The organism is Lysinibacillus sp. BS3 (assembly GCF_039614735.1).
GTDB classification, from domain to species: domain Bacteria; phylum Bacillota; class Bacilli; order Bacillales_A; family Planococcaceae; genus Lysinibacillus; species Lysinibacillus capsici.
Window position 1 is genome coordinate 1,998,617 of record NZ_CP154860.1, and the last position, 20,294, is coordinate 2,018,910.

General features: G+C 37.6%; 17 protein-coding genes. 1 reads left to right on the forward strand and 16 read right to left on the reverse strand.

Going from position 1 to position 20,294, the window contains the following annotated elements; translation table 11 throughout:
* Window positions 1-225 precede the first annotated feature (225 nt).
* The 7 genes from AAJG31_RS10135 to AAJG31_RS10165 all read right to left on the reverse strand — a co-directional run bounded on the left by AAJG31_RS10135 (window position 226) and on the right by AAJG31_RS10165 (window position 10,389).
* Complete coding sequence (locus tag AAJG31_RS10135; RefSeq protein WP_279493980.1) at window positions 226-1,530, reverse strand: M23 family metallopeptidase; 1,305 nt, start codon at window positions 1,528-1,530, stop codon at window positions 226-228.
* A 53-nt stretch (window positions 1,531-1,583) separates the two neighbouring features.
* Window positions 1,584-2,468, reverse strand: a complete 885-nt coding sequence (gene ftsX, locus AAJG31_RS10140; RefSeq protein WP_004227513.1) for a permease-like cell division protein FtsX — start codon at window positions 2,466-2,468, stop codon at window positions 1,584-1,586.
* Window positions 2,458-3,144, reverse strand: a complete 687-nt coding sequence (ftsE, locus tag AAJG31_RS10145) for a cell division ATP-binding protein FtsE (protein ID WP_016991524.1) — start codon at window positions 3,142-3,144, stop codon at window positions 2,458-2,460. The genes ftsX and ftsE overlap by 11 nt, the downstream gene beginning before the upstream one ends.
* Window positions 3,145-3,384: 240 nt before the next feature.
* Window positions 3,385-4,572 (reverse strand): DUF4097 family beta strand repeat-containing protein, encoded by a 1,188-nt coding sequence (locus tag AAJG31_RS10150; RefSeq protein ID WP_066036284.1) that lies wholly within the window; start codon window positions 4,570-4,572, stop codon window positions 3,385-3,387.
* Between the two features lie 283 nt (window positions 4,573-4,855).
* Entirely contained in the window at window positions 4,856-7,723 is a 2,868-nt protein-coding gene (uvrA, locus tag AAJG31_RS10155) for an excinuclease ABC subunit UvrA (protein WP_279493977.1), read from the reverse strand.
* Between the two features lie 7 nt (window positions 7,724-7,730).
* Window positions 7,731-9,710, reverse strand: coding sequence for an excinuclease ABC subunit UvrB (gene uvrB, locus AAJG31_RS10160; protein ID WP_115674275.1), 1,980 nt, complete (start codon window positions 9,708-9,710; stop codon window positions 7,731-7,733).
* A gap of 430 nt (window positions 9,711-10,140) precedes the next feature.
* A complete protein-coding gene (locus tag AAJG31_RS10165; protein WP_054549770.1) occupies window positions 10,141-10,389 on the reverse strand; it encodes an IDEAL domain-containing protein in 249 nt (82 codons plus the stop codon).
* 227 nt (window positions 10,390-10,616) lie between these two features.
* Between AAJG31_RS10165 and AAJG31_RS10170 the strand changes: the two genes are divergently transcribed.
* A complete protein-coding gene (locus AAJG31_RS10170) occupies window positions 10,617-11,126 on the forward strand; it encodes a competence protein ComK (RefSeq protein ID WP_048392055.1) in 510 nt (169 codons plus the stop codon).
* Window positions 11,127-11,169: 43 nt separating this feature from the next.
* On the opposite strand, the gene prfB is transcribed toward AAJG31_RS10170, so the two are convergent.
* The 9 genes from prfB to AAJG31_RS10215 all read right to left on the reverse strand — a co-directional run bounded on the left by prfB (window position 11,170) and on the right by AAJG31_RS10215 (window position 20,171).
* Window positions 11,170-12,271, reverse strand: a protein-coding gene (gene prfB, locus AAJG31_RS10175; protein ID WP_100069623.1) for a peptide chain release factor 2 whose coding sequence is annotated in 2 segments (ribosomal slippage) — window positions 11,170-12,198 and window positions 12,200-12,271 — 1,101 coding nt in all. Because the reading frame shifts where the segments join, the coding sequence is not laid out codon by codon here.
* Window positions 12,272-12,396: 125 nt separating this feature from the next.
* Window positions 12,397-12,939 (reverse strand): competence protein ComK, encoded by a 543-nt coding sequence (locus tag AAJG31_RS10180; RefSeq protein WP_048392056.1) that lies wholly within the window; start codon window positions 12,937-12,939, stop codon window positions 12,397-12,399.
* Window positions 12,940-13,267: 328 nt separating this feature from the next.
* Window positions 13,268-15,778, reverse strand: a complete 2,511-nt coding sequence (secA, locus tag AAJG31_RS10185) for a preprotein translocase subunit SecA (protein ID WP_054549768.1) — start codon at window positions 15,776-15,778, stop codon at window positions 13,268-13,270.
* 144 nt (window positions 15,779-15,922) lie between these two features.
* Window positions 15,923-16,474, reverse strand: a complete 552-nt coding sequence (gene raiA / locus AAJG31_RS10190) for a ribosome-associated translation inhibitor RaiA (protein ID WP_004227537.1) — start codon at window positions 16,472-16,474, stop codon at window positions 15,923-15,925.
* A gap of 90 nt (window positions 16,475-16,564) precedes the next feature.
* Window positions 16,565-16,948, reverse strand: a complete 384-nt coding sequence (locus AAJG31_RS10195; RefSeq protein WP_048392058.1) for a PilZ domain-containing protein — start codon at window positions 16,946-16,948, stop codon at window positions 16,565-16,567.
* 181 nt (window positions 16,949-17,129) lie between these two features.
* A complete protein-coding gene (fliS, locus tag AAJG31_RS10200; RefSeq protein WP_279493975.1) occupies window positions 17,130-17,540 on the reverse strand; it encodes a flagellar export chaperone FliS in 411 nt (136 codons plus the stop codon).
* Between the two features lie 274 nt (window positions 17,541-17,814).
* Window positions 17,815-18,177: a flagellar protein FliT gene (locus AAJG31_RS10205; RefSeq protein ID WP_216486501.1), complete on the reverse strand. Its 363-nt coding sequence runs from the start codon at window positions 18,175-18,177 to the stop codon at window positions 17,815-17,817.
* A 35-nt stretch (window positions 18,178-18,212) separates the two neighbouring features.
* Window positions 18,213-19,766 (reverse strand): flagellar filament capping protein FliD, encoded by a 1,554-nt coding sequence (fliD, locus tag AAJG31_RS10210; protein ID WP_279493973.1) that lies wholly within the window; start codon window positions 19,764-19,766, stop codon window positions 18,213-18,215.
* A gap of 30 nt (window positions 19,767-19,796) precedes the next feature.
* Window positions 19,797-20,171, reverse strand: a complete 375-nt coding sequence (locus tag AAJG31_RS10215; protein ID WP_279493972.1) for a flagellar protein FlaG — start codon at window positions 20,169-20,171, stop codon at window positions 19,797-19,799.
* Window positions 20,172-20,294 lie beyond the last annotated feature (123 nt).

A 20,294-nucleotide genomic window follows, 5' to 3' on the forward strand; every position in this document is an offset into this window, starting at 1 on the left:
AGACTTACGTACTTTGGAATTAAAAAGAACCTTATTAAATAACAAAAAAGCTGATGTTGTCTATCAATTGGATCTTACTTATTTTGACCATACATTAAAAATACTGTTCTGCAAAAATGGCTTATTGGCTATTAATGGGCAAACCTATAAGTTGGTGAATGGTGAAACATTCGATGAAATATTAAAAGCTATACACTAGAAAACGCTAGTGTATAGCTTTTATGTTTACAATGGAATATATTTCAGTGGATTTACACTGCCGACTGCTTGTCCTTTCCAAGGACCAATATGCACTTCAAAGTGTAAGTGTGGGCCAGTAGAGCGACCTGTACTACCCATGGCTGCAATTTGCTGACCTTGTGTTACTTCTTGTCCTACACTAACATTAAATGCACTTAAATGTGCATAAACGGTTGTGTAAATTTGTCCATCGATAGAGTGCGTTACAATGACAACATTACCATACGAACTAAGTGGTGCTGCGTAAGAAACAACGCCATCTGCTGCTGCCCATATTGGTGTTCCCGTTGCATTTGCAAGATCGACACCATAATGGAATTCAGGACCTGCTCCAAGATTTCGCCAACCATATGGTGATGTTAAGCGACCATTCGTTGGTTTTATCCAAGTTCCGTTTGATTGAGGCGCATGGACTGTACCACCAGATGATCCGCCACCATTGTTAGCAGCAGCAGCTGCTGCCGCGGCCGCTGCTTTACGTTTTGCCTCTTGCTGACGTGCAATTTCAGCCAAACGATTTTGTTCAGCAATAATTTGATCTTGCAATTCCTGACTTACTTCCAAAGCCTCTGAGTATTCTTTTTCAAGTAATACCTTTTCTGATTTCAGCTTTTCTTGCTCTTTTTCTAATTGGTCTACTAGTTTATTTTTCTCAGTTTTTTGACTGTCTAATGATGCTTTTAATCGTTCAAGCTCGGCTTTTTTACCTTCTAAGTTTTTACGTTTCTCTTCTACACTTTGCTTTTGCTCTTCTAATTTTTGTTTATCATCTTTTTGATCTTGAATAATTTGACGATCCGCTTCCAATAATGCATTAACTGCAGAGAAACGATCAATAAAGTCTACAAAACTATTAGAGCCTAGCAAAACATCTAAATAACTTACAGAGCCCCCAGCTTGAATGGCACGTGCACGTTCTTGTAACAATAAATCGCGCTCTTCAATTTTATGCAAAAGCTCTTCAATAGAAGCTTCTAACTTTTTAATTTCCTCATTTGTTGCCCGAATATCTGCTTGTACTTTTTTAATATTACTATTAGTTTTGTCGATTTCAGCGTTCAATGCTTGAATTTGATCTAAGATTTGTTGTTGCTTTTCTTGATTAGCTGTAATTGCATTTGATTTATTGCTGATAGATGAATTTAACTGATTCTTCTTTGTTTCAACTTGTTTCTTTTCTTCTTTTAAATCCGATAAACTTGTTGCATATGCTGATGGAGTTTGGATAAAAAGAATTAGAGCAGATGCTGCTGCAAGTGTTTTTAATATGTTTTTCGCCTTACTTTTCACCGATTGAACTCCCCTTCGACTATTCTTTTCTTTTTCACAAATATCCGTTGTGACTAAATTTTTAAAAACTTACGTACTGACATGAAACTTCCCCAAATACCGATCAGTACACCAATGAGTAACAGAAGACCGCTTACCTGATACACAAGTGGAGAAAAATCTAGTAATTGAACAAGCTCTCCTTGTAAACGTGGTGCAATAATTTTATATATATTGTGGTAAAGGGTCGTGACAACCGCAATCGGAATAATTGAACCTAAAATTCCAAGCCACATACCTTCTAATAAGAATGGGATACGCACGAATGAATTTGTAGCCCCTACAAGTTTCATAATTTCTATTTCATCACGTCGAGCTATAATCGTTATACGAATTGTGTTCGAAATTAAGAAAATTGCCGTAAATAATAACCCTAAAATAAGTACGATTCCTACATTACGACTAATATTTAAGAAGTTAAATAGTTTTTCAACTTTTCCTTCGCCATACATTACATCATATGTATACTCATATTTATCAATGGTTTTCGCAACTTTTGCTGTTTGCTGTGGATCAGCAGCTTTTACATAAATAACGTTACGTAAAGGGTTACTTTGTTCAAATAGTTTAAAATCATCACCGAAGTCTTTTACTAGCTTGGTTAACTCATCTTCCTTAGTGGAATACGTCATCTCGGAGACACCAGGCAATTTTTTGACTTTTTCGATGAGTGCTTTTTCAGCAGCTTCATCTGCTGTTTCATCAATTAACACTTTAATTTCGACATCATTTTCTAAATCCGTTGCTACTTTATTTAAATTCATCATAATAAGCGCAAAAACACCTACTAGAATGAGCGTAACGGTAACGGCACTGACAGAGGCAATGGTCATCCAGCTATTTCGACCAAGTGATTTGATACTTTCCCGGAAGTGGCGCTTTACTGTACTAAATTTCATAGCCGTATTCACCTCCGTGTTCATCACGGACAATTAAGCCGCCTTCAATTGCAATAACACGACGTCGAATCGTATTTACAATTTCACGGTTGTGGGTTGCCATTACAATCGTTGTCCCACGTGCATTAATTTCCTCAAATAAATTCATAATTTCCCATGATGTTTCAGGGTCAAGATTCCCTGTAGGTTCATCTGCAATCACCACTTTTGGGACATTGACGATTGAACGAGCAATCGATACTCGTTGCTGCTCTCCTCCTGAAAGTTCATTTGGAAACATTCTTGCTTTATGCTTCAATCCAACTAGTTCTAGCACTTCCATAACCCGACGTCGGATTTCATCTGGCTTTTCCTCTATTACTTCAAGCGCAAACGCTACATTCTCATAGACATTCAAACGAGGTAGCAATTTGAAATCTTGGAAAACTACACCAAGTTGACGGCGCAAAAAAGGGACCTTCTTATTCTTTAAAGTTGCTAAATCAATACCATTTACAATTATTTGTCCTGATGTTGCTTTTTCTTCACGGTACATCAATTTAATAAATGTGGATTTCCCTGCTCCACTTGGGCCAACTACATACACAAATTCGCCTTGCTTTATATTAACTGAAATACCATTTGTCGCAACAACACCGTTTGGGTATTTCTTTGTCACATTTTTCATTTCTATCATGATTAAACCACCTAAAACTCTCATCTATGTAAGAGGTATTTCTTTTACTATTATAGCACTCTATTTCTGTTTTTTTATTACAGTTTCATTTCAATCCGTGGCAGTTCCTTCTATTTCATTCTTTCCTTGCCATTATCCTTAAGAATATGACAAAAATAAAACAAGATTCGCCTCTATGTGCTAGGTCGAATCCTGTTTGAAAAGAAAAGCATTCAAGCTTTAACTTGAATGCTCCTACTGTTAAATTTGTTGTTCATCTGTTGTTGTGTAACGCACTAAAACAGCACCAGTTTTCGATTCACCCTCGATAAATAGGCGATTCGCATTTTCAACTTCTTTGTCGAAACGGACTACTTTGGATAAGAATTGATCTTGTGACTCCATTTTAGAAACATCCTGGATCCCCACATCCACTTTACCGAAATTCGTTACGACTTTACCGCTCAATGAAATTGTTCTTGGGACATATAATTCCACTGCTCCAGCAACTGTTTGAGCTTTAATTTTAGAAGAATTTGTCGAGCATGTTGTTACGACTACATGTCCATTGACAGACTTAGCTTCAACTTCATCCAATGCACCATCCAAATAAACACGCCCATTCAATGTTTCAGCCTCTAAATCCTTACCTCGAACATTCGTTAATTCAATGGAACCATTAGAAGAATCCACTTCAGCTTTTCCAAAATTAAATTTCGTACCTTTAATGGCACCGTTTAACGTTTTCACTTTTAATTCTTCAAATTCTGTATCCTGTAATGAAACACTACCATTCATTAGACGAACAGATAATTTTTCAAGTTTATCCTTTGGTACTAGCACCTTCACATTGACTTGAACAAGCTTTAATTGGCTCAAAATACGAAGTGATTGCGCTTCCTCTTTCACAACAAATTGCTCTAAGAAGTGATTACGAGTTTCTTCTTCACTTTCGTTCATCAAAGGTGCCTTTACCTTGCAAATCACCTGAATAGTTTCCCCTTCACTGGATTCCAATGAGAAGTTACCATTCGGTAATTCAACAATAATATTGTCCACATTGGCAGCAGCCACTTCTTCTGTATGGGTAAATTCAATTTTATCTCCAAATGGAGAAGCTACATCAAATTCCTTTACCTTTTTAACAGCCGTATTCATCATATCCATAAAAAGAGAACCGATTTGCGTTAAATCCTTACGAAAATCCTGCATTTCATCTTGGAAGTATTTCATAAAATCATCTTTTTTCTTGTCACCATCTTTTGATTTTTCTTCAAATAATGGCTCTTTTTCATTTGAAAAGGATTGCGTCTCTTTCGACACATCATTCATAACATGTTGAGTAGACTTGCCAGGTTGCTCTAATGCTTCTAATAATGTAATCGCCTCTTGTGCCGAAATTGTTCCTTTTTCTACAAGTTCTAAAATTCGTTGACGTTCATTTTGCATAAATAAATAGCCTCCCTCAGTTCGTTATACTATTTATACGATTCATCATGTGAAAAGTTTCACTGCAAAATTGAATAAATTGGGTCTTTTCATTTCAACATCGACAGGCTTTTACCTCTGAAGATTTTATTGCTCGTTTTTTAGATTAGTTGGATCACTTCTGACCTCTGTTTTAGTGGGTTCTTCACATTTCGAATCATTTTCAATCTGGATTGAGCGACTTTCCCCAATTTAAGATCACCTTTCAATCCAGATTAATCATTTCCGTTCGAATGTAAAACCCTTAAGACTTAGTAGCTTCTGCTAGCAATGCATCCATTCTCATACGATCACGTTCCAGAATTGGTTTTAAGTATTTGCCTGTATAGGAGCCTGCTACTTCTACTACCTCTTCAGGTGTACCAGTTGCAACAATCGTACCACCTTTGTCTCCGCCTTCTGGACCTAAGTCAATGATATAATCAGCTGTTTTAATCACATCCAAGTTATGCTCAATAACTAATACCGAATCACCGTTTTCAACAAGACGCTGTAAAACGACAAGTAAACGAGCAATATCATCGGCATGTAATCCTGTCGTTGGTTCATCTAAAATATAGAAGGATTTCCCTGTTGAGCGTCGATGTAATTCAGAGGCTAGTTTTACACGCTGCGCCTCACCACCCGATAAGGTTGTGGCTGGTTGCCCTAATTTCATATAACCCAACCCCACATCAACAATCGTTTGTAGCTTACGCTGGATCTTTGGAATATTTTCAAAGAACACTACTGCATTTTCAATTGTCATATCGAGAATATCTGCAATACTCTTATCTTTATACTTCACTTCAAGTGTTTCACGGTTATAACGTTTGCCGAGACATACTTCACATGGTACATAAACATCTGGAAGGAAATGCATTTCAATTTTAATAATGCCGTCACCACGACATGCTTCACAGCGACCGCCCTTAACATTGAAGCTAAAGCGTCCTTTTTTATAGCCTCGTACCTTTGCTTCATTTGTTGCTGCGAAAACATCGCGAATATCATCAAAAACACCTGTATAAGTTGCTGGGTTTGAACGAGGTGTACGACCAATTGGCGATTGATCAATATCGATTACTTTTTCAAGCTCATCGATACCTGTCACTTCTTTATGCTCGCCAGGCTTAACCTTTGAACGATTAAGCTTCTGTGCCAAAGATTTATATAAAATTTCATTTATCAGTGTAGATTTCCCTGAACCAGACACACCTGTCACTGCTACAAATAAGCCTAATGGAACATCTACTTTAACATTGCGTAAATTATTTTCCTTGGCACCTTTAATGGAGAGCTTTCGACCATTTGGTTGGCGTCTTTCAATTGGTAAAGGAATAAACTTTCTACCACTTAAATATTGTCCAGTTAAGGATTTTTCATTATTCATAACTTCCTGTGGTGTACCTGCTGCCACAATTTGACCGCCATGGACGCCTGCTCCAGGTCCTACATCGATGAGATAATCTGCAGCAAGCATCGTATCTTCATCATGCTCTACCACAATCAGCGTATTTCCAATGTCACGCATATTTTGTAATGTGCTAATCAGTCGATCATTATCTCGCTGATGCAAACCAATCGAAGGCTCATCTAAAATATAGAGGACTCCTGTTAATCGTGAACCAATTTGCGTAGCAAGGCGAATACGTTGTGCCTCTCCACCAGATAATGTACCTGCTGCACGACTCAATGTTAAATAGTCTAAACCAACATTCACAAGGAAGCCCAATCGTTCTTCGATTTCTCGTAAAACTAATCGAGCAATTTGCATATCCTTTTCAGTGAGATCAAGCTCTTTAAAGAAAGTGTCTGCTTCCTGAATTGAATATTGTGTGACCTCACCGATATGTTTATCAGCTACTTTCACTGCTAGCGTCTCAGGCTTTAAACGATACCCTTTACATGAAGGGCAAGCCTGCTGTGCCATGTATTTTTCCATCTGCTCACGAACATAATCGGATGTCGTCTCTTTAAAACGACGCTCAACATTGCGCACCACCCCTTCAAATTCAATCATTTGATCTCGCACATTGCCAAACTCATTTTCATAATGAAAGTGTATCTTGTCTTTTCCAGAGCCATATAAAACTTTATCCATCTTTTCCTTTGGCAAATCCTTCACAGGCACGTCCATTGGAATATCGTAATGATCACATACAGCTTTTAGTAATTGTGGGTAGTACTGCGAACTTGTTGGTTCCCATGGTGCGATGGCATGCTCTAACAAGGAACGATCCCAATCAGGCACCACTAAATCTAAATCTACCTCTTGTGTTGAACCTAAGCCATCACAGCTTGGACAAGCACCAAACGGACTATTAAATGAAAACATACGAGGCTCTAACTCACCAATAGAAAAACCACATAATGGGCAGGCATGATGCTCACTAAATAATAACTCTTCATGTTCCATCACATCGACAAGCACACGTCCATCTGCCAGGCGTAAAGCCGTTTCTAAAGAATCACTCAGACGAGCAGCAATCCCTTCCTTCATAACAACACGGTCCACTACTACTTCAATGGAATGCTTTTTATTTTTATCAAGTTCGATAGCATCATCTAAATCACGCAATTCCCCATCAATTCGTACACGAACAAACCCCTGCTTTTTTAAATCTTCTAGCAGTTTAACATGGGTACCCTTACGTCCAGAAACCATTGGTGCAAGGAGCTGCATCTTAGTTCTCTCAGGATAGGTTAATAAACGATCCACCATTTGCTCAATCGTTTGGGAAGTGATTTCTATGCCATGATTTGGACAAATCGGTTTACCAATACGTGCATAAAGTAAACGTAGGTAATCATAGATTTCCGTTACCGTACCGACAGTAGATCGTGGGTTACGACTTGTCGTTTTTTGGTCAATGGAAATAGCAGGCGATAAACCTTCTATGGCATCGACATCTGGCTTATCCATTTGTCCAAGAAATTGACGGGCATAGGCGGAGAGGGACTCAACGTAACGACGCTGGCCCTCCGCATAAATTGTGTCAAATGCTAGAGAAGACTTTCCAGAGCCCGATAATCCTGTTAAAACGACTAATTGGTCACGTGGAATTGTGACATTAATATTTTTTAAATTATGAGCACGTGCACCTTGCACGACGATTTCAGTATTTTTCACAAGTCATTCACCCTTCTACCTTCAATTCAAATATTGTATCTCGTAACTCAGCCGCACGTTCAAAGTCAAGCGCTTTTGCTGCTTCCTTCATTTCTACTTCTAGAGAAGCCAAGAGCTGTTCTCTTTCCGCCTTTGTCAGCTTTTTGCCTTTTGTTGCCTTTGTTACATACGATTCCTCTTCTTCTGCTACTTGTGTTGCACGAATCACATCTGGGATTTTCTTAATGATCGTTTGAGGTGTTATGCCATGCTCCTCGTTATAAGCCATTTGTAACGCACGACGACGTTGCGTTTCATCAATCGCCTTTTTCATCGAGTCTGTTATATGATCCGCATACATAATGACATGACCATTCGCGTTACGAGCAGCACGACCAATGGTTTGAATCAATGAACGCTCTGAACGTAAAAATCCTTCTTTATCAGCATCTAAAATTGCCACAAGGGACACCTCAGGGATATCAAGACCTTCACGCAATAGATTAATACCTATTAGCACATCATACGTTCCTTTGCGTAGCTCACGGATAATTTCAATACGTTCTAGTGTCTTAATTTCTGAATGTAAGTATTCTACTTTTAAGCCCATTTCCTTCAGGTAAGCCGTTAAATCCTCAGACATTTTCTTCGTTAGCGTTGTCACTAAAACTCGCTCATCACGCGCAATTCGATCTTGTATTTCATCAATTAAATTATCAATTTGACCTTCAATAGGACGTACATCAATTAATGGATCTAATAATCCAGTTGGACGGATAATTTGCTCTACCATTTCTGGTGTATGCTCCAGTTCATAAGGACCTGGTGTGGCTGATACATAAATCGCTTGATGTACGCGGTTTTCATACTCTTCAAAACGTAATGGACGGTTATCTAGAGCAGATGGCAATCGGAAGCCATGTTCTACGAGCACTCCTTTACGTGCTTGGTCACCATTGTACATTCCTCGAACCTGTGGAAGTGTTACGTGACTTTCATCAACCACAAGTAAAAAGTCTTCGGGGAAATAATCTAACAAAGTATATGGAGTAGCACCTGCTTCACGCAATGTTAAATGACGTGAATAGTTTTCAATCCCAGAGCAAAAGCCCATTTCACGCATCATCTCTAAATCATAGCGTGTACGCTGTTCTAAACGCTGTGCCTCTAGTAATTTATCTTCTGCACGTAATAATGCAAGTCGTTCCTCTAATTCTTTTTCAATGTTTTCAATCGCTTTACGCATTTTCTCTTCTCGTGTAACGAAGTGAGATGCAGGGAAAATAGCAACATGCTCTCGATCCGATAAAATCTCTCCCGTTAGTGCATCTACCTCACGAATGCGATCGATTTCATCCCCAAAAAATTCCACACGAATACAATGCTCATCACGAGAGGCTGGGAAGATTTCCACTACATCTCCACGTACCCGAAATGTTCCGCGAGTAAAACTAACATCATTTCGCTCATACTGAACGTCTACAAGCTTGCGCAGTAGCTGATTACGTTCAATTTCCATACCCGTACGAATGGAAACAACCATTTCTCGATATTCTTCGGGAGAACCTAAACCATAGATACAGGACACAGATGCAATAATAATGACATCCTCACGCTCAAACAATGCAGAAGTAGCAGAGTGACGCAGCTTATCAATTTCATCGTTAATGCTAGAGTCTTTTTCTATATAGGTATCTGTCTGCGGTACATAAGCTTCTGGTTGGTAGTAATCATAGTAGCTGACAAAATATTCAACGGCGTTATTTGGGAAGAACTCTTTAAATTCACTATACAACTGGCCAGCTAGTGTTTTATTGTGTGCCATAATTAGTGTTGGTTTTTTGACTTGCTGGATGACATTCGAAATGGTAAACGTCTTACCTGTTCCAGTAGCACCAAGCAATGTTTGATGACGTTTGCCTGCTTTCACACCCTCCACTAATTCCGCAATGGCCTGTGGCTGATCCCCGTTAGGCTGATATGGCGCTTGTAAATCAAATGTTTGCACTCATGTCCCCGTCCTTTCTTCCAATTTGTACATATATTTTAGCATAGCAATATTAAAATTTCGAACATTTAACGAACGAATGTTTGTAATTTTTTTTTTCATCTCTAAAATTTTTATTACATAACAATACAGTCAATTTAACTTGTTACTCTTATAATAGCCGTTTTATTAGGTTTTCAAGCTTCATCGATGGATGGGATTTCCTGTTTTGCTTTATGTGCAGCTCACACTCTCTCAGGAGCCGGGGTCTGTACTTTTAGAGCGTCTCTCACTTTTTTTATAAACAGCGTCTCAAACTTTTTAAATGACTTTCCCCATTCTATAAGCAAGATCACTTCTTCTAACCAAAACATACAATCTTCACATCCTCTGCAACTATTTTCAAAGGCAAAAAAATCCCACTCTCCAATAGATATGGAGAGCGGGTTCGTCAATATGATTCATCTTCTGTTTGGTGTAAGGAAGTTAGTTCGGATGCGTATTGATAAAATGCGTTTTCATCTTTTTCATCGAGTGCTCTATCTATCAGAACCATGAGCTGCTCTTGCCGATGCATACGCTGGATACGATTTAAAAATAAATCTAAATAAATCTCGTTTAATAATTTCTCTGCCTCATCAACTTTTTTCGACTGACCAACGGCTTTCAGAAAATCTGTATACGAATAATATTTATCCAACGATCCCACCTCGATCCTTTTCTAAATTATATGAAAATTGAATTTAAAAAGCAATGCTTACGATTCGAAAATATCTTGGATTAGCTATTAATCATTTTATATTTAGAGCAAATTCTCTAGGCATTTCGTGCTTTTCTGAACGATTTTCAACTATTTCATTTAATTTAAGAAAGTCATATTCTGTTTTACACTACCGTTATCACTAGAAAAGAGGAGGCACTCCCTATATGACAACTAACTTTGTAAACGGCTACTTAATTTCATTCAATACTTATTTGCTGCAACCTATTCAGCATGACTCCAAAGTCTTCACGCATGTGATTGATAAGCATAATGAGCTGATTGTTACACGCAAACCGATGCATGTCCTTCGAAAATCCTGTCTCTCATTAGGATCAACTTATGAAGCCGCAAAACAATCGGCTAAACGTTTTTTCGGCAATCAACATAAGCTACCAATCGTCGTGGCCTTTGATTATGGTTATCCCTGTATTTTTCTGCCAACTTATTCACCCAGCTCCATTCACAATATATGGATAGGGCTTCATGCAATTATTAATATTACTCCTAGTGAATTGGGGTGTATTGTAACGTTAAAAAATGATAAACAAATCGAACTACCTATTCGTTATGCTTCCATTAGTAAACAATTTCTTAACGCTTCTATGCTGTATAAATATTACATGAATGAACGAAAACAGCTGAGCCAAGATGCACCCTATCATCCACCCTTTTAACAAAAATTCCCCAAGAGCATCTCACTCTTGGGGAATCTGGGTATTAATTTATTTTTGAACGTAAATAGGCATTAATAAATGGATCTAAGTCGCCATCCATCACAGCACCCACATTACCTGTTTCTTCATTTGTACGATGATCTTTCACCATCGAGTATGGGTGGAAGACATACGAACGAATTTGGGAGCCCCAGCCTATTTCTTTTTGCTCACCGCGTATTTCATCTAATTGTGCCTGCTGTTTATCAAGTTCTAATTGATATAGCTTCCCTTTTAACATCGTCATCGCTTTTTCACGGTTTTTAATCTGGGAGCGCTCAGCTTGACATTGTACGATAGTACCAGTAGGAATATGCGTAATACGGACTGCAGAATCTGTCGTATTAATATGCTGACCACCTGCACCTGTTGCACGATACGTATCAATTTTTAAATCCTCTGTACGAATATCGATTTCTATATTGTCGTCAAACTCTGGCATAACATCACAGGAAACGAAGGACGTATGACGGCGGCCAGACGAATCAAATGGAGAAATACGTACTAGACGATGCACACCCTTTTCCGCTTGTAAATAACCGAAAGCATTATGACCTTTAATCGACAATGTTACAGATTTAATCCCAGCTTCATCTCCTGGTAGATAGTCCACTGTTTCCACTTTAAATCCACGCTTCTCAGCCCATCGTGTATACATACGTAATAGCATTGAACCCCAGTCCTGTGACTCCGTACCACCAGCACCAGGATGCAGCTCTAAAATGGCATTGTTTTGATCGTATGGGCCACTTAGCAGTAATTGAAGCTCAAAATCAGCCATCTTTTGTTGGAATTCTGCTAGTTCTTTGCCTAGTTCTTCTTGTAATTCTTCGTCTGGTTCTTCACGCAAAAGTTCCAGTGTCATATCTAAATTTTCATGTGTTTCCACTAAATCTTTATATTCATTGACAATAGCTTTTAAGCCATTTCCTTCATTGATAATCACCTGAGCACCTTGCTGATCATCCCAAAAGCCTGGCTCTAGCATCATTTCATCTAGCTCCTGAATACGTGCCTCTTTGTTCTCTAAGTCAAAGAGACCCCCTAAAGTCCGCCAATTTTTTGGCTGTAGTGTCTAACACATTGCGTACATCTGCTAATTCAATCATCGTTAAATCCTCCGAACGTTAGTCATGGAGCTAACACTTTAATCATAAAGCTCCGTATCTTTTTATTATAACGTTTTTAGAAACGAAAACATACTATCTAGCAGATGTTTTGTGGAATTAAGTCAACTATCCTGCGTCTCGTCCTCAAACATATTCTTGGCAAGACGTTGAAATACTTTCACACGGTCATACTGAACAAGTAAATATTTTGTTCGTTTCTCTAGTCTATATTTTAATAAAAATGCTCTTTGAATCCGAGACTCTAACGCATTGACACTGACATCCACAATAAATTCCTTGCCATTCATAAAAGTAACCTTTGTCCTCTTTTTATCCACAGCGACATAGTCATCTATATGATGAACAGCGAACCAGATACAGTCAGGGTGTAAAGGAGACCTACTAGGAAACCATAAAATATTACAACGTTCGTGCACGACGATAGGATTTTTATTAAGCTTGCCTAGGATCATTTTCGAACCATCGAACGCTCCTCTTAAACTAGAACCAAAATAACGCAGATTAAAGTCCAATAATTTCGTTGGTGGTAACGTAGATATATACTCATTATTTTTCTCATACACCTGCGTACATAAATTTCCAAAGGAATCATACACAGGCATATACATCATTGTTTCACTATTCATAATATCTTTTTTATGCATCTATAGTCCCCCTTTATACATTTTATGTTGCTTCCAGTCAAAATAAAAAGGAATATACAAATATGCGTACATTCCCGCTATTTTCAATGAGTAAGATTGCTTGAAAATCCCGATCCTCCTTAAGACTTAGTATCACCATCAAAAATTCAGGATAATAATAGGATAAATAACTTGTACTATATACCTATTATTACAGCTATTGTATACCCATATTTTTCAATTGTCTATAAATTCTGACTTTTTATACTAAAATTTCTTCATTTTTAAGTAATTTTATAAAGAAAAAATCATTTCAACACGTAGTTAAAATGATTTTTTCACCTAGATATTATTGAGCTGTGCCATGACAGTTTTTAAATTTCTTGCCACTACCACATGGACATAAATCATTACGGCCAATGTTTTCAGCTTTACGTACTGGTTGCTTTTTCGGCGCAGCGCCACCTTCTTCTTTCGGATTAACAGCCTGCCCCTTTGCCACCTCTTCACGCTCCAGATTATTGCGGATTTCTGCTTTCATCGCATATTTCGCAACATCCTCGCGAATAGAGGCTACCATATCCTCAAACATCGCAAAGCCTTCTTGTTGATATTCACGAAGAGGATCGTTTTGACCATAAGCACGCAGATGGATACCTTGACGTAGTTGATCCATTGCATCAATATGATCAATCCATTTTGTATCGATTGATCGTAATAAAATAACCTTTTCAAACTCACGCATACGCTCTGGTGTCAGTTCTGCCTCTTTTTCATCATAACGAACATGAACAGCATCAGAGATTAGCTGATTAATATCTTCAGCAGACTTGCCTTGGAAATCAGATACTTTAAGTTGACCTTCCTCTAAAAGATTAGCCGCTACAAAGTCTTCAATAGCCTTTAGGTTCCAATCCTTCTGTTCACCTTGAGTATACAGGCTAACAACATTATCAATTGTTTCTTGAATCATAGACTCAACAAGCACACGCATATTTTCTGTTTCTAGTACATCATAACGCTCTTTATAAATAATCTCACGTTGCTGACGTAGTACATCGTCATATTGTAATAAGCGTTTACGCGCATCAAAGTTATTACCCTCGACACGTTTCTGCGCTGATTCTACAGCTCTCGACACTACTTTAGATTGCAATGGCTGGGAATCATCCATACCTAAGCGCATCATCATCGACTTCATATTATCAGAGCCAAAACGACGCATTAAATCATCCTCTAAGGATAGGTAGAATTGTGTAACCCCTGGATTCCCTTGACGACCAGAACGTCCACGAAGCTGATTATCAATACGACGTGATTCATGTCGCTCTGTACCGATTACCGCTAAACCGCCAATTTCGAGTACTCCTTCGCCAGGTTTAATATCTGTACCACGTCCAGCCATGTTAGTTGCAATTGTCACTGCACCCTTTGTACCAGCGTTCGCAATGATTTCAGCTTCACGTTCATGATTTTTCGCATTTAATACATTATGAGGAATTTTATGTTTATCCAATAGTTTAGAAATAATCTCAGACGTTTCAATAGCAACTGTACCAACAAGAACAGGTTGACCAGCTCTATGACGCTCTGCGATATCAGCAGCAACTGCTTTATATTTCCCTTCCATCGTTGCAAAAATCAAGTCAGCACGATCATCACGAGCAATCGGTTTATTCGTCGGAATAGCGACAACATTCATATTGTAAATATTACGGAATTCCTCTTCCTCTGTTTTCGCTGTACCTGTCATCCCTGCAAGCTTTTGATACATACGGAAGTAGTTTTGGAAGGTAATTGTCGCCATTGTCATCGATTCATTTTGAATCTCAACGCCTTCTTTAGCCTCAATCGCTTGGTGTAAGCCATCAGAATAACGACGACCCTTCATCAAACGACCAGTAAAGCCATCAACGATCACAATTTCGCCATCCTGCACAACATAATCGACATCATTATGCATACTAACATGCGCCTTTAATGATTGATTGATCGCATGATTTAAACGAACATGTGTCAAATCAAATAGATTATCGATGCCAAATGCTTTTTCTGCCTTTTCCACACCTGCATCTGTTAACGTAACACCTTTTGTTGACTCTTCATACGTATAGTCTGTCTCTGCATTTAACATACGCACAAACGCATTAGACTGTTTATAAAGCTGTGCTGATTTCCCAGCTTGACCCGAAATAATTAATGGCGTACGAGCTTCATCAATTAAGATCGAGTCCACCTCATCAATGACAGCATAGTGCAATGGACGTTGTACACGTTCCTCTTTGTAAAGCACCATGTTATCACGTAAGTAGTCAAATCCTAGCTCATTGTTTGTACTATACGTAATATCTGCCTCATAAGCAGTACGTTTTTCATCTTTTGAAAGGCTATTTAAATTAAGCCCAACAGATAAGCCTAAGAAATTATAAAGTTGTCCCATTTCAGCAGCATCACGACTCGCTAGGTATTCGTTGACTGTTACAACATGTACACCTTTACCAGTGATGGCATTTAAATAAACAGCCATTGTCGCTGTTAAAGTTTTACCTTCCCCGGTTTTCATCTCCGCAATATTCCCCTCATCAAGAGCGGCTGCCCCCATGATTTGAACGCGGAATGGGTACATCTCTAATACACGTTTTGCCGCTTCTCGACAAACAGCAAACGCTTCGGCACGAATCGACTCTAAATGCTCACCCTCAGCATAGCGCTTTTTAAATTCATCTGTTTTCGCTTGTAGTTGATCATCTGAAAGCTGTTCCATTTGAGAAGCGAATCTCTCAACTTGGTCAGCGATTTTTTCTAATTTTTTTAGCTCACGTTTATTGAAATCAAATAATTTATTTAATAGGTTTGCCATGAATGTTTTTCACTTCCTATATAGATTCAACTTTCATTTTACCATTGTGTAACAGTTTCATGCAAACTGTCACCCCGGCTACATATGATTGTCATACCAAAAAAAGGCCCTCGCCATCGCGAGAGCCTTTGTCATCATGAAGTTTTAAGTAGTTTCAATTAAGCCATATTTTCCATCTTTACGTTTATATACAATATTTGTGCCGTTCGATTCAGCATCTGTAAAGACATAGAAATCATGTCCAAGCATATTCATTTGTAGAACTGCCTCTTCTTGATCCATAGGTTTTAAATCAAATTGCTTTGTACGAACAATTGAGTATTCTTCTTCCTCTGACACAGCATCAGCGGCTGCTTGAGTAGTAGCAAAATAAAGGCCTGCACCTTCACGCTCGCGGAATTTACGGTTTACTTTTGTTTTATGCTTGCGGATCTGACGCTCTAATTTATCAACAATTAGATCAACAGCAGCATACATATCATTATGACGCTCTTCAGCACGAAGAGTTAGATTCTTCATTGGAATAGTAACTTCCACTTTAGTTTGTTTGTCATTGTAAACCTTTAAATTGACATTAGCGTTGGCATTAACATCTTCGTTAAAATAGCGTTCAACTTTATCGATTTTGTTCTCAACATACTCTCGAATAGCTGGAGTTACCTCAATATTTTCACCACGAATGTTAAAGTTTAACATGTAAACTCCTCCTTTATAACTGCTATACTATCTATTTCTACACAAGTGTGTGAAATTCCTCTAAAATCATTCTTTTTTTTACAAAAATTTTTATAAATTATTATTTTGTTTTTTCGCTTCTGCTGCTTCCTTTTTTCGTCGAAGCTTTAGTTCTTCAACAATCAAATCTTCCACGGGTCCTTGATTATTGAAATAGATGCCGTATTGCTTGCCGCTCCCAAATGGACGACTCCAAATCACTTCTCCATAAGCGCGAACTTCTTGTGTATCAAGCACAAAATGGATATCTAATGGAGGAGGGTTTATACCTAAATCCACTTCCGTAAACATCTTTAATCCACGTGGGCTTATATCCAACAAGTCAGCCATAGCCGTTTGTCCATGATTGACCTTCCCATTCTCATAAATAGCAAAAGTTATTTGAATAGGCTCCTTAAATTTAAATCGGAAACCTTCTTGACGCTTAAAGATCATATTCCCACCCCAGTACTCTTTTAAACATGTTTATTGCTTTGATTATGCCATGATGCCCAACTAACAGCCACAGGGAATAAGTAACATATTTTACCGTTGAATAGCCTAATTTATGACTATTTCATGATAATAACGGTTTAACAAAAAAGAGACCATCTCTTTCGATGGTCTCTAATTGTGTCTAAATTTGTCCGCTGTTTCCCTGACCAAATTGCTGTTGTCGATTAATGCGAATTACTTCCTTCCACGTATCGCGAAATTCCGTCACAAATCCTTCCACTTCCTCAATAATGGCTACATCATCTAGCATATTGGCTTCCATTAAACGTTGGTTCATATATTCATATAATGCTAACATATTTTTAGAAATAGCATAATCCATGTTTAATGTCACTATTAACTCTTGAATAATAGCTTGCGCTTTTTGAATATTGGTATTTTTAGCTTGAATCTTTTTTTCTCGAGTAGCTATCTTAGCCAGATGTAAAAACTTCAAGCAACCATTATAGAGCATCAGTGTTAGTTCTCCTGGAGAAGCAGTAGAAACAGTATTTTGTTTATAGGCATTTTGCGCCGATAAATTAGCTGACATAAAAGGTCAACCCCTTTTTTAGAATATATTCACATTTATTTTTTCGAATATTACCATATATAATATATATCACAAAGCTCTCCCATCAAATTTCTACTTTTTTGAGAAAAGTCGTAATATATAAATTCGTAAACATTGATTTGTACAATTTGCACTTATACCTATCTATATACATCAATTTCCTTATCTAAAGAATCAGTGATTATATGATTTTGGTTATCTAAATGTTATTTGTGATTATTCAATAGTAAGTCACATCACATCTTTAAATTTACTAATTTTTTTTATCATAATACATCCCATCCATTACTCGCACACTAGCAAAAGGATTATAATATTGAGATTCATTTTTTTTAGCTTTTTGTAGATTTGTTAAATCCTTCTTAATGGAATTTATTACAATCTCCAATCTTTCTTTAATTCCATTATCTAATTCTAGTAATTTACAATGAATACGATTTTGCTTGTCAAAGCGAAAACCACCTTCTTGTACTAACATATCTATAATAATTTTACGTTGATCCAGAAGCTCATGTATATGTGCAATATATTCATCACGTTCTTCACTAATTAGTGTATCGTCTAAAACTTTATATAAGTTCGTCGATACTTGTAATAGTTGTTCTACTAGTTGCATAGTACACCTCTATTTCACTTAATGACGACTCTTATTTACCTTTGCATAAAAATACTTGATTGTTCACTGGCTTTGTTCATTGCTTGCTCCATAGCTGTGAATTGTTTCCAATACATTTGCTCAATCGTTTCTAATCTTCTTTTTAAATTATCCATTCGCTCAGTTGTTGCTTTCAAATCTCGACCAATACTAAATTTTTCATCGGCCATATTTGCTCGTCCAGCTTTATCCTCAATAGCAAGTTTAAAACCTTCCAATGAATCACGTAGTTTTTTAACAAAACCACGTGTATCTGTTGTAATGGTCTCCTCTACACCAGTATCTGGGTTCACTTTTGTCACAGTACCATTTTTATTTCCAGTACTTGTAAGGAGTTGCTCAACAGCATCTGGATTTTCTGTTAAGGCTTGACGCAATTTCTCCTCATTAATCTCAATCATACCACCATCGTTATAATTTTGAGTTGTAGTAATACCAATTTTATAAAGGGTGTTATAGTTTGTATCCTCGACTGCGGGATTAGACTGGTAGAGTAAAGAACGCATATTAGATAAACCATCGCGCAAAATACTATCTCTACTTAGTAAACCACTTTTCGCTTTTTCATCCCAAAGTTTTACTTCACTCTCAGACAGCTCTTTCCTTTGTTCATCCGTTAGTGGTGGATAATCTCGGTATCTTGTTTCATTTGTTTGATCCATTAAGTCTTTGACAAACCCGTTATAGGTTTTCACAAAATCTTTCACCTTATCTACCATCTCATCTACATTGCTTGTCGCAGTGATTGTAACAGCAGGACCTTGGTCAAATTTCTCCTTTAATGTAATGTTATAACCAGAAATGGAGAAGGTGTTGGATGTACGTTCCGTTTCGATACCATTAACTGTGAAAACAGCATTTTGTCCCGCTGTTGCACTAGCTTTTTTACTTATATCTGGATTAGCAAAATCAGCTGCTGAAAATCCTAGAGCATCTGCACCGACAAGCTCGATTTCCTCCCCATTTGTTACATCACCTGTATTTTTAGCGGTAAAGGAGAATCGGCCATTTTCAAAAATGGCTGTCACACCAGCATTACTAGTATTAACTTTATTAATAAACTGATCCACTGTCATACCTTCTATAATGCTAATTTTTGTAGCTTCTTTTGCAAGTGTCCCATTATTTTGAATCGCTTTAATATCAATCGTTGAACTAGTTACACCCAAATCGCTTAATTTTGTTGAGCCAGTTGCTGTTTCAGTTTTTACTGTTTTTGCTCCTACTAGACGACCTGCAGTTGCTAATTGTTTTACTTCTTCAATACTTATTGTACCTGACGCACTTCCAGTTGCTTTAGCATCGACTAAATTAGAGTTAGAACTAGAAGCCGTCTTGCTATTAAGTTCCTTTAACACTAAATTGTCAGCCATATACGTATCAAATGCTCTGATTTTTGTATTAACAGCTCGGTAAGCATCACGTTGCCATTCCCCTATTTGCTTATTTTGAAATAGTCTGTCTAATGGTGCTCGTTGTGTTCTCATCATTTTTTGTACAAGTCCATCAATATCCATTCCCGAGACCAGACCGCCAATTCGATTTACCATAATCATTTTCCTCCTTAATATTGAATACGTTTAGATTTTTTCGTCTACTATCAACCCAAGCATCTTTTGCATTTCATAAAAGGCATCTAATAACTTTTTAGGTGGAATCTCTTTTACAACCTGATCCGTTTCCTTATTTACAACCGTTACATAAAAGCGATCTAACCCTTCATGATAAACAAATTTTGCCGTATTGCTGTTTGCCTCCAACACATTATTCATCGTATCAACTGCTTGTTGTAGTTTTTCTTTTGAAATTTCTTTTTCTTCTACAGTAACTAACGCTGTTTCTCCAATTGGTGTTGAACTTATATGAGTATAATCGGTAGATGTTATTTTCTCTGATGCTTTGGTTGGAGTTACGTTGCCTCCTTCTGTAGGCTGCCCTTGCGATGTAATACGCATTGAATTCACCTCACATAAATATTTTTTTACTTGCTTCTATTATCGGAAGTAATTTCTATAAGTTTCATGTTTTTTTGCGAAACGGCTAAATTCCCCACAATTTTCAGGAAGCGCCACTGGAAT

Excerpts from the sequence above, each read along its gene's own strand:
- ftsX (WP_004227513.1), bottom strand. The coding sequence starts at position 2,468 with ATGAAATTTAGTACAGTAAAGCGCCACTTCCGGGAAAGTATCAAATCA.
- ftsE (WP_016991524.1), bottom strand. The coding sequence starts at position 3,144 with ATGATAGAAATGAAAAATGTGACAAAGAAATACCCAAACGGTGTTGTT.
- AAJG31_RS10150 (WP_066036284.1), bottom strand. The coding sequence starts at position 4,572 with ATGCAAAATGAACGTCAACGAATTTTAGAACTTGTAGAAAAAGGAACA.
- AAJG31_RS10170 (WP_048392055.1), top strand. The coding sequence starts at position 10,617 with ATGACAACTAACTTTGTAAACGGCTACTTAATTTCATTCAATACTTAT.
- AAJG31_RS10180 (WP_048392056.1), bottom strand. The coding sequence starts at position 12,939 with ATGCATAAAAAAGATATTATGAATAGTGAAACAATGATGTATATGCCT.
- secA (WP_054549768.1), bottom strand. The coding sequence starts at position 15,778 with ATGGCAAACCTATTAAATAAATTATTTGATTTCAATAAACGTGAGCTA.
- raiA (WP_004227537.1), bottom strand. The coding sequence starts at position 16,474 with ATGTTAAACTTTAACATTCGTGGTGAAAATATTGAGGTAACTCCAGCT.
- AAJG31_RS10195 (WP_048392058.1), bottom strand. The coding sequence starts at position 16,948 with ATGATCTTTAAGCGTCAAGAAGGTTTCCGATTTAAATTTAAGGAGCCT.
- fliS (WP_279493975.1), bottom strand. The coding sequence starts at position 17,540 with ATGTCAGCTAATTTATCGGCGCAAAATGCCTATAAACAAAATACTGTT.
- AAJG31_RS10205 (WP_216486501.1), bottom strand. The coding sequence starts at position 18,177 with ATGCAACTAGTAGAACAACTATTACAAGTATCGACGAACTTATATAAA.
- fliD (WP_279493973.1), bottom strand. The coding sequence starts at position 19,766 with ATGGTAAATCGAATTGGCGGTCTGGTCTCGGGAATGGATATTGATGGA.
- AAJG31_RS10215 (WP_279493972.1), bottom strand. The coding sequence starts at position 20,171 with ATGCGTATTACATCGCAAGGGCAGCCTACAGAAGGAGGCAACGTAACT.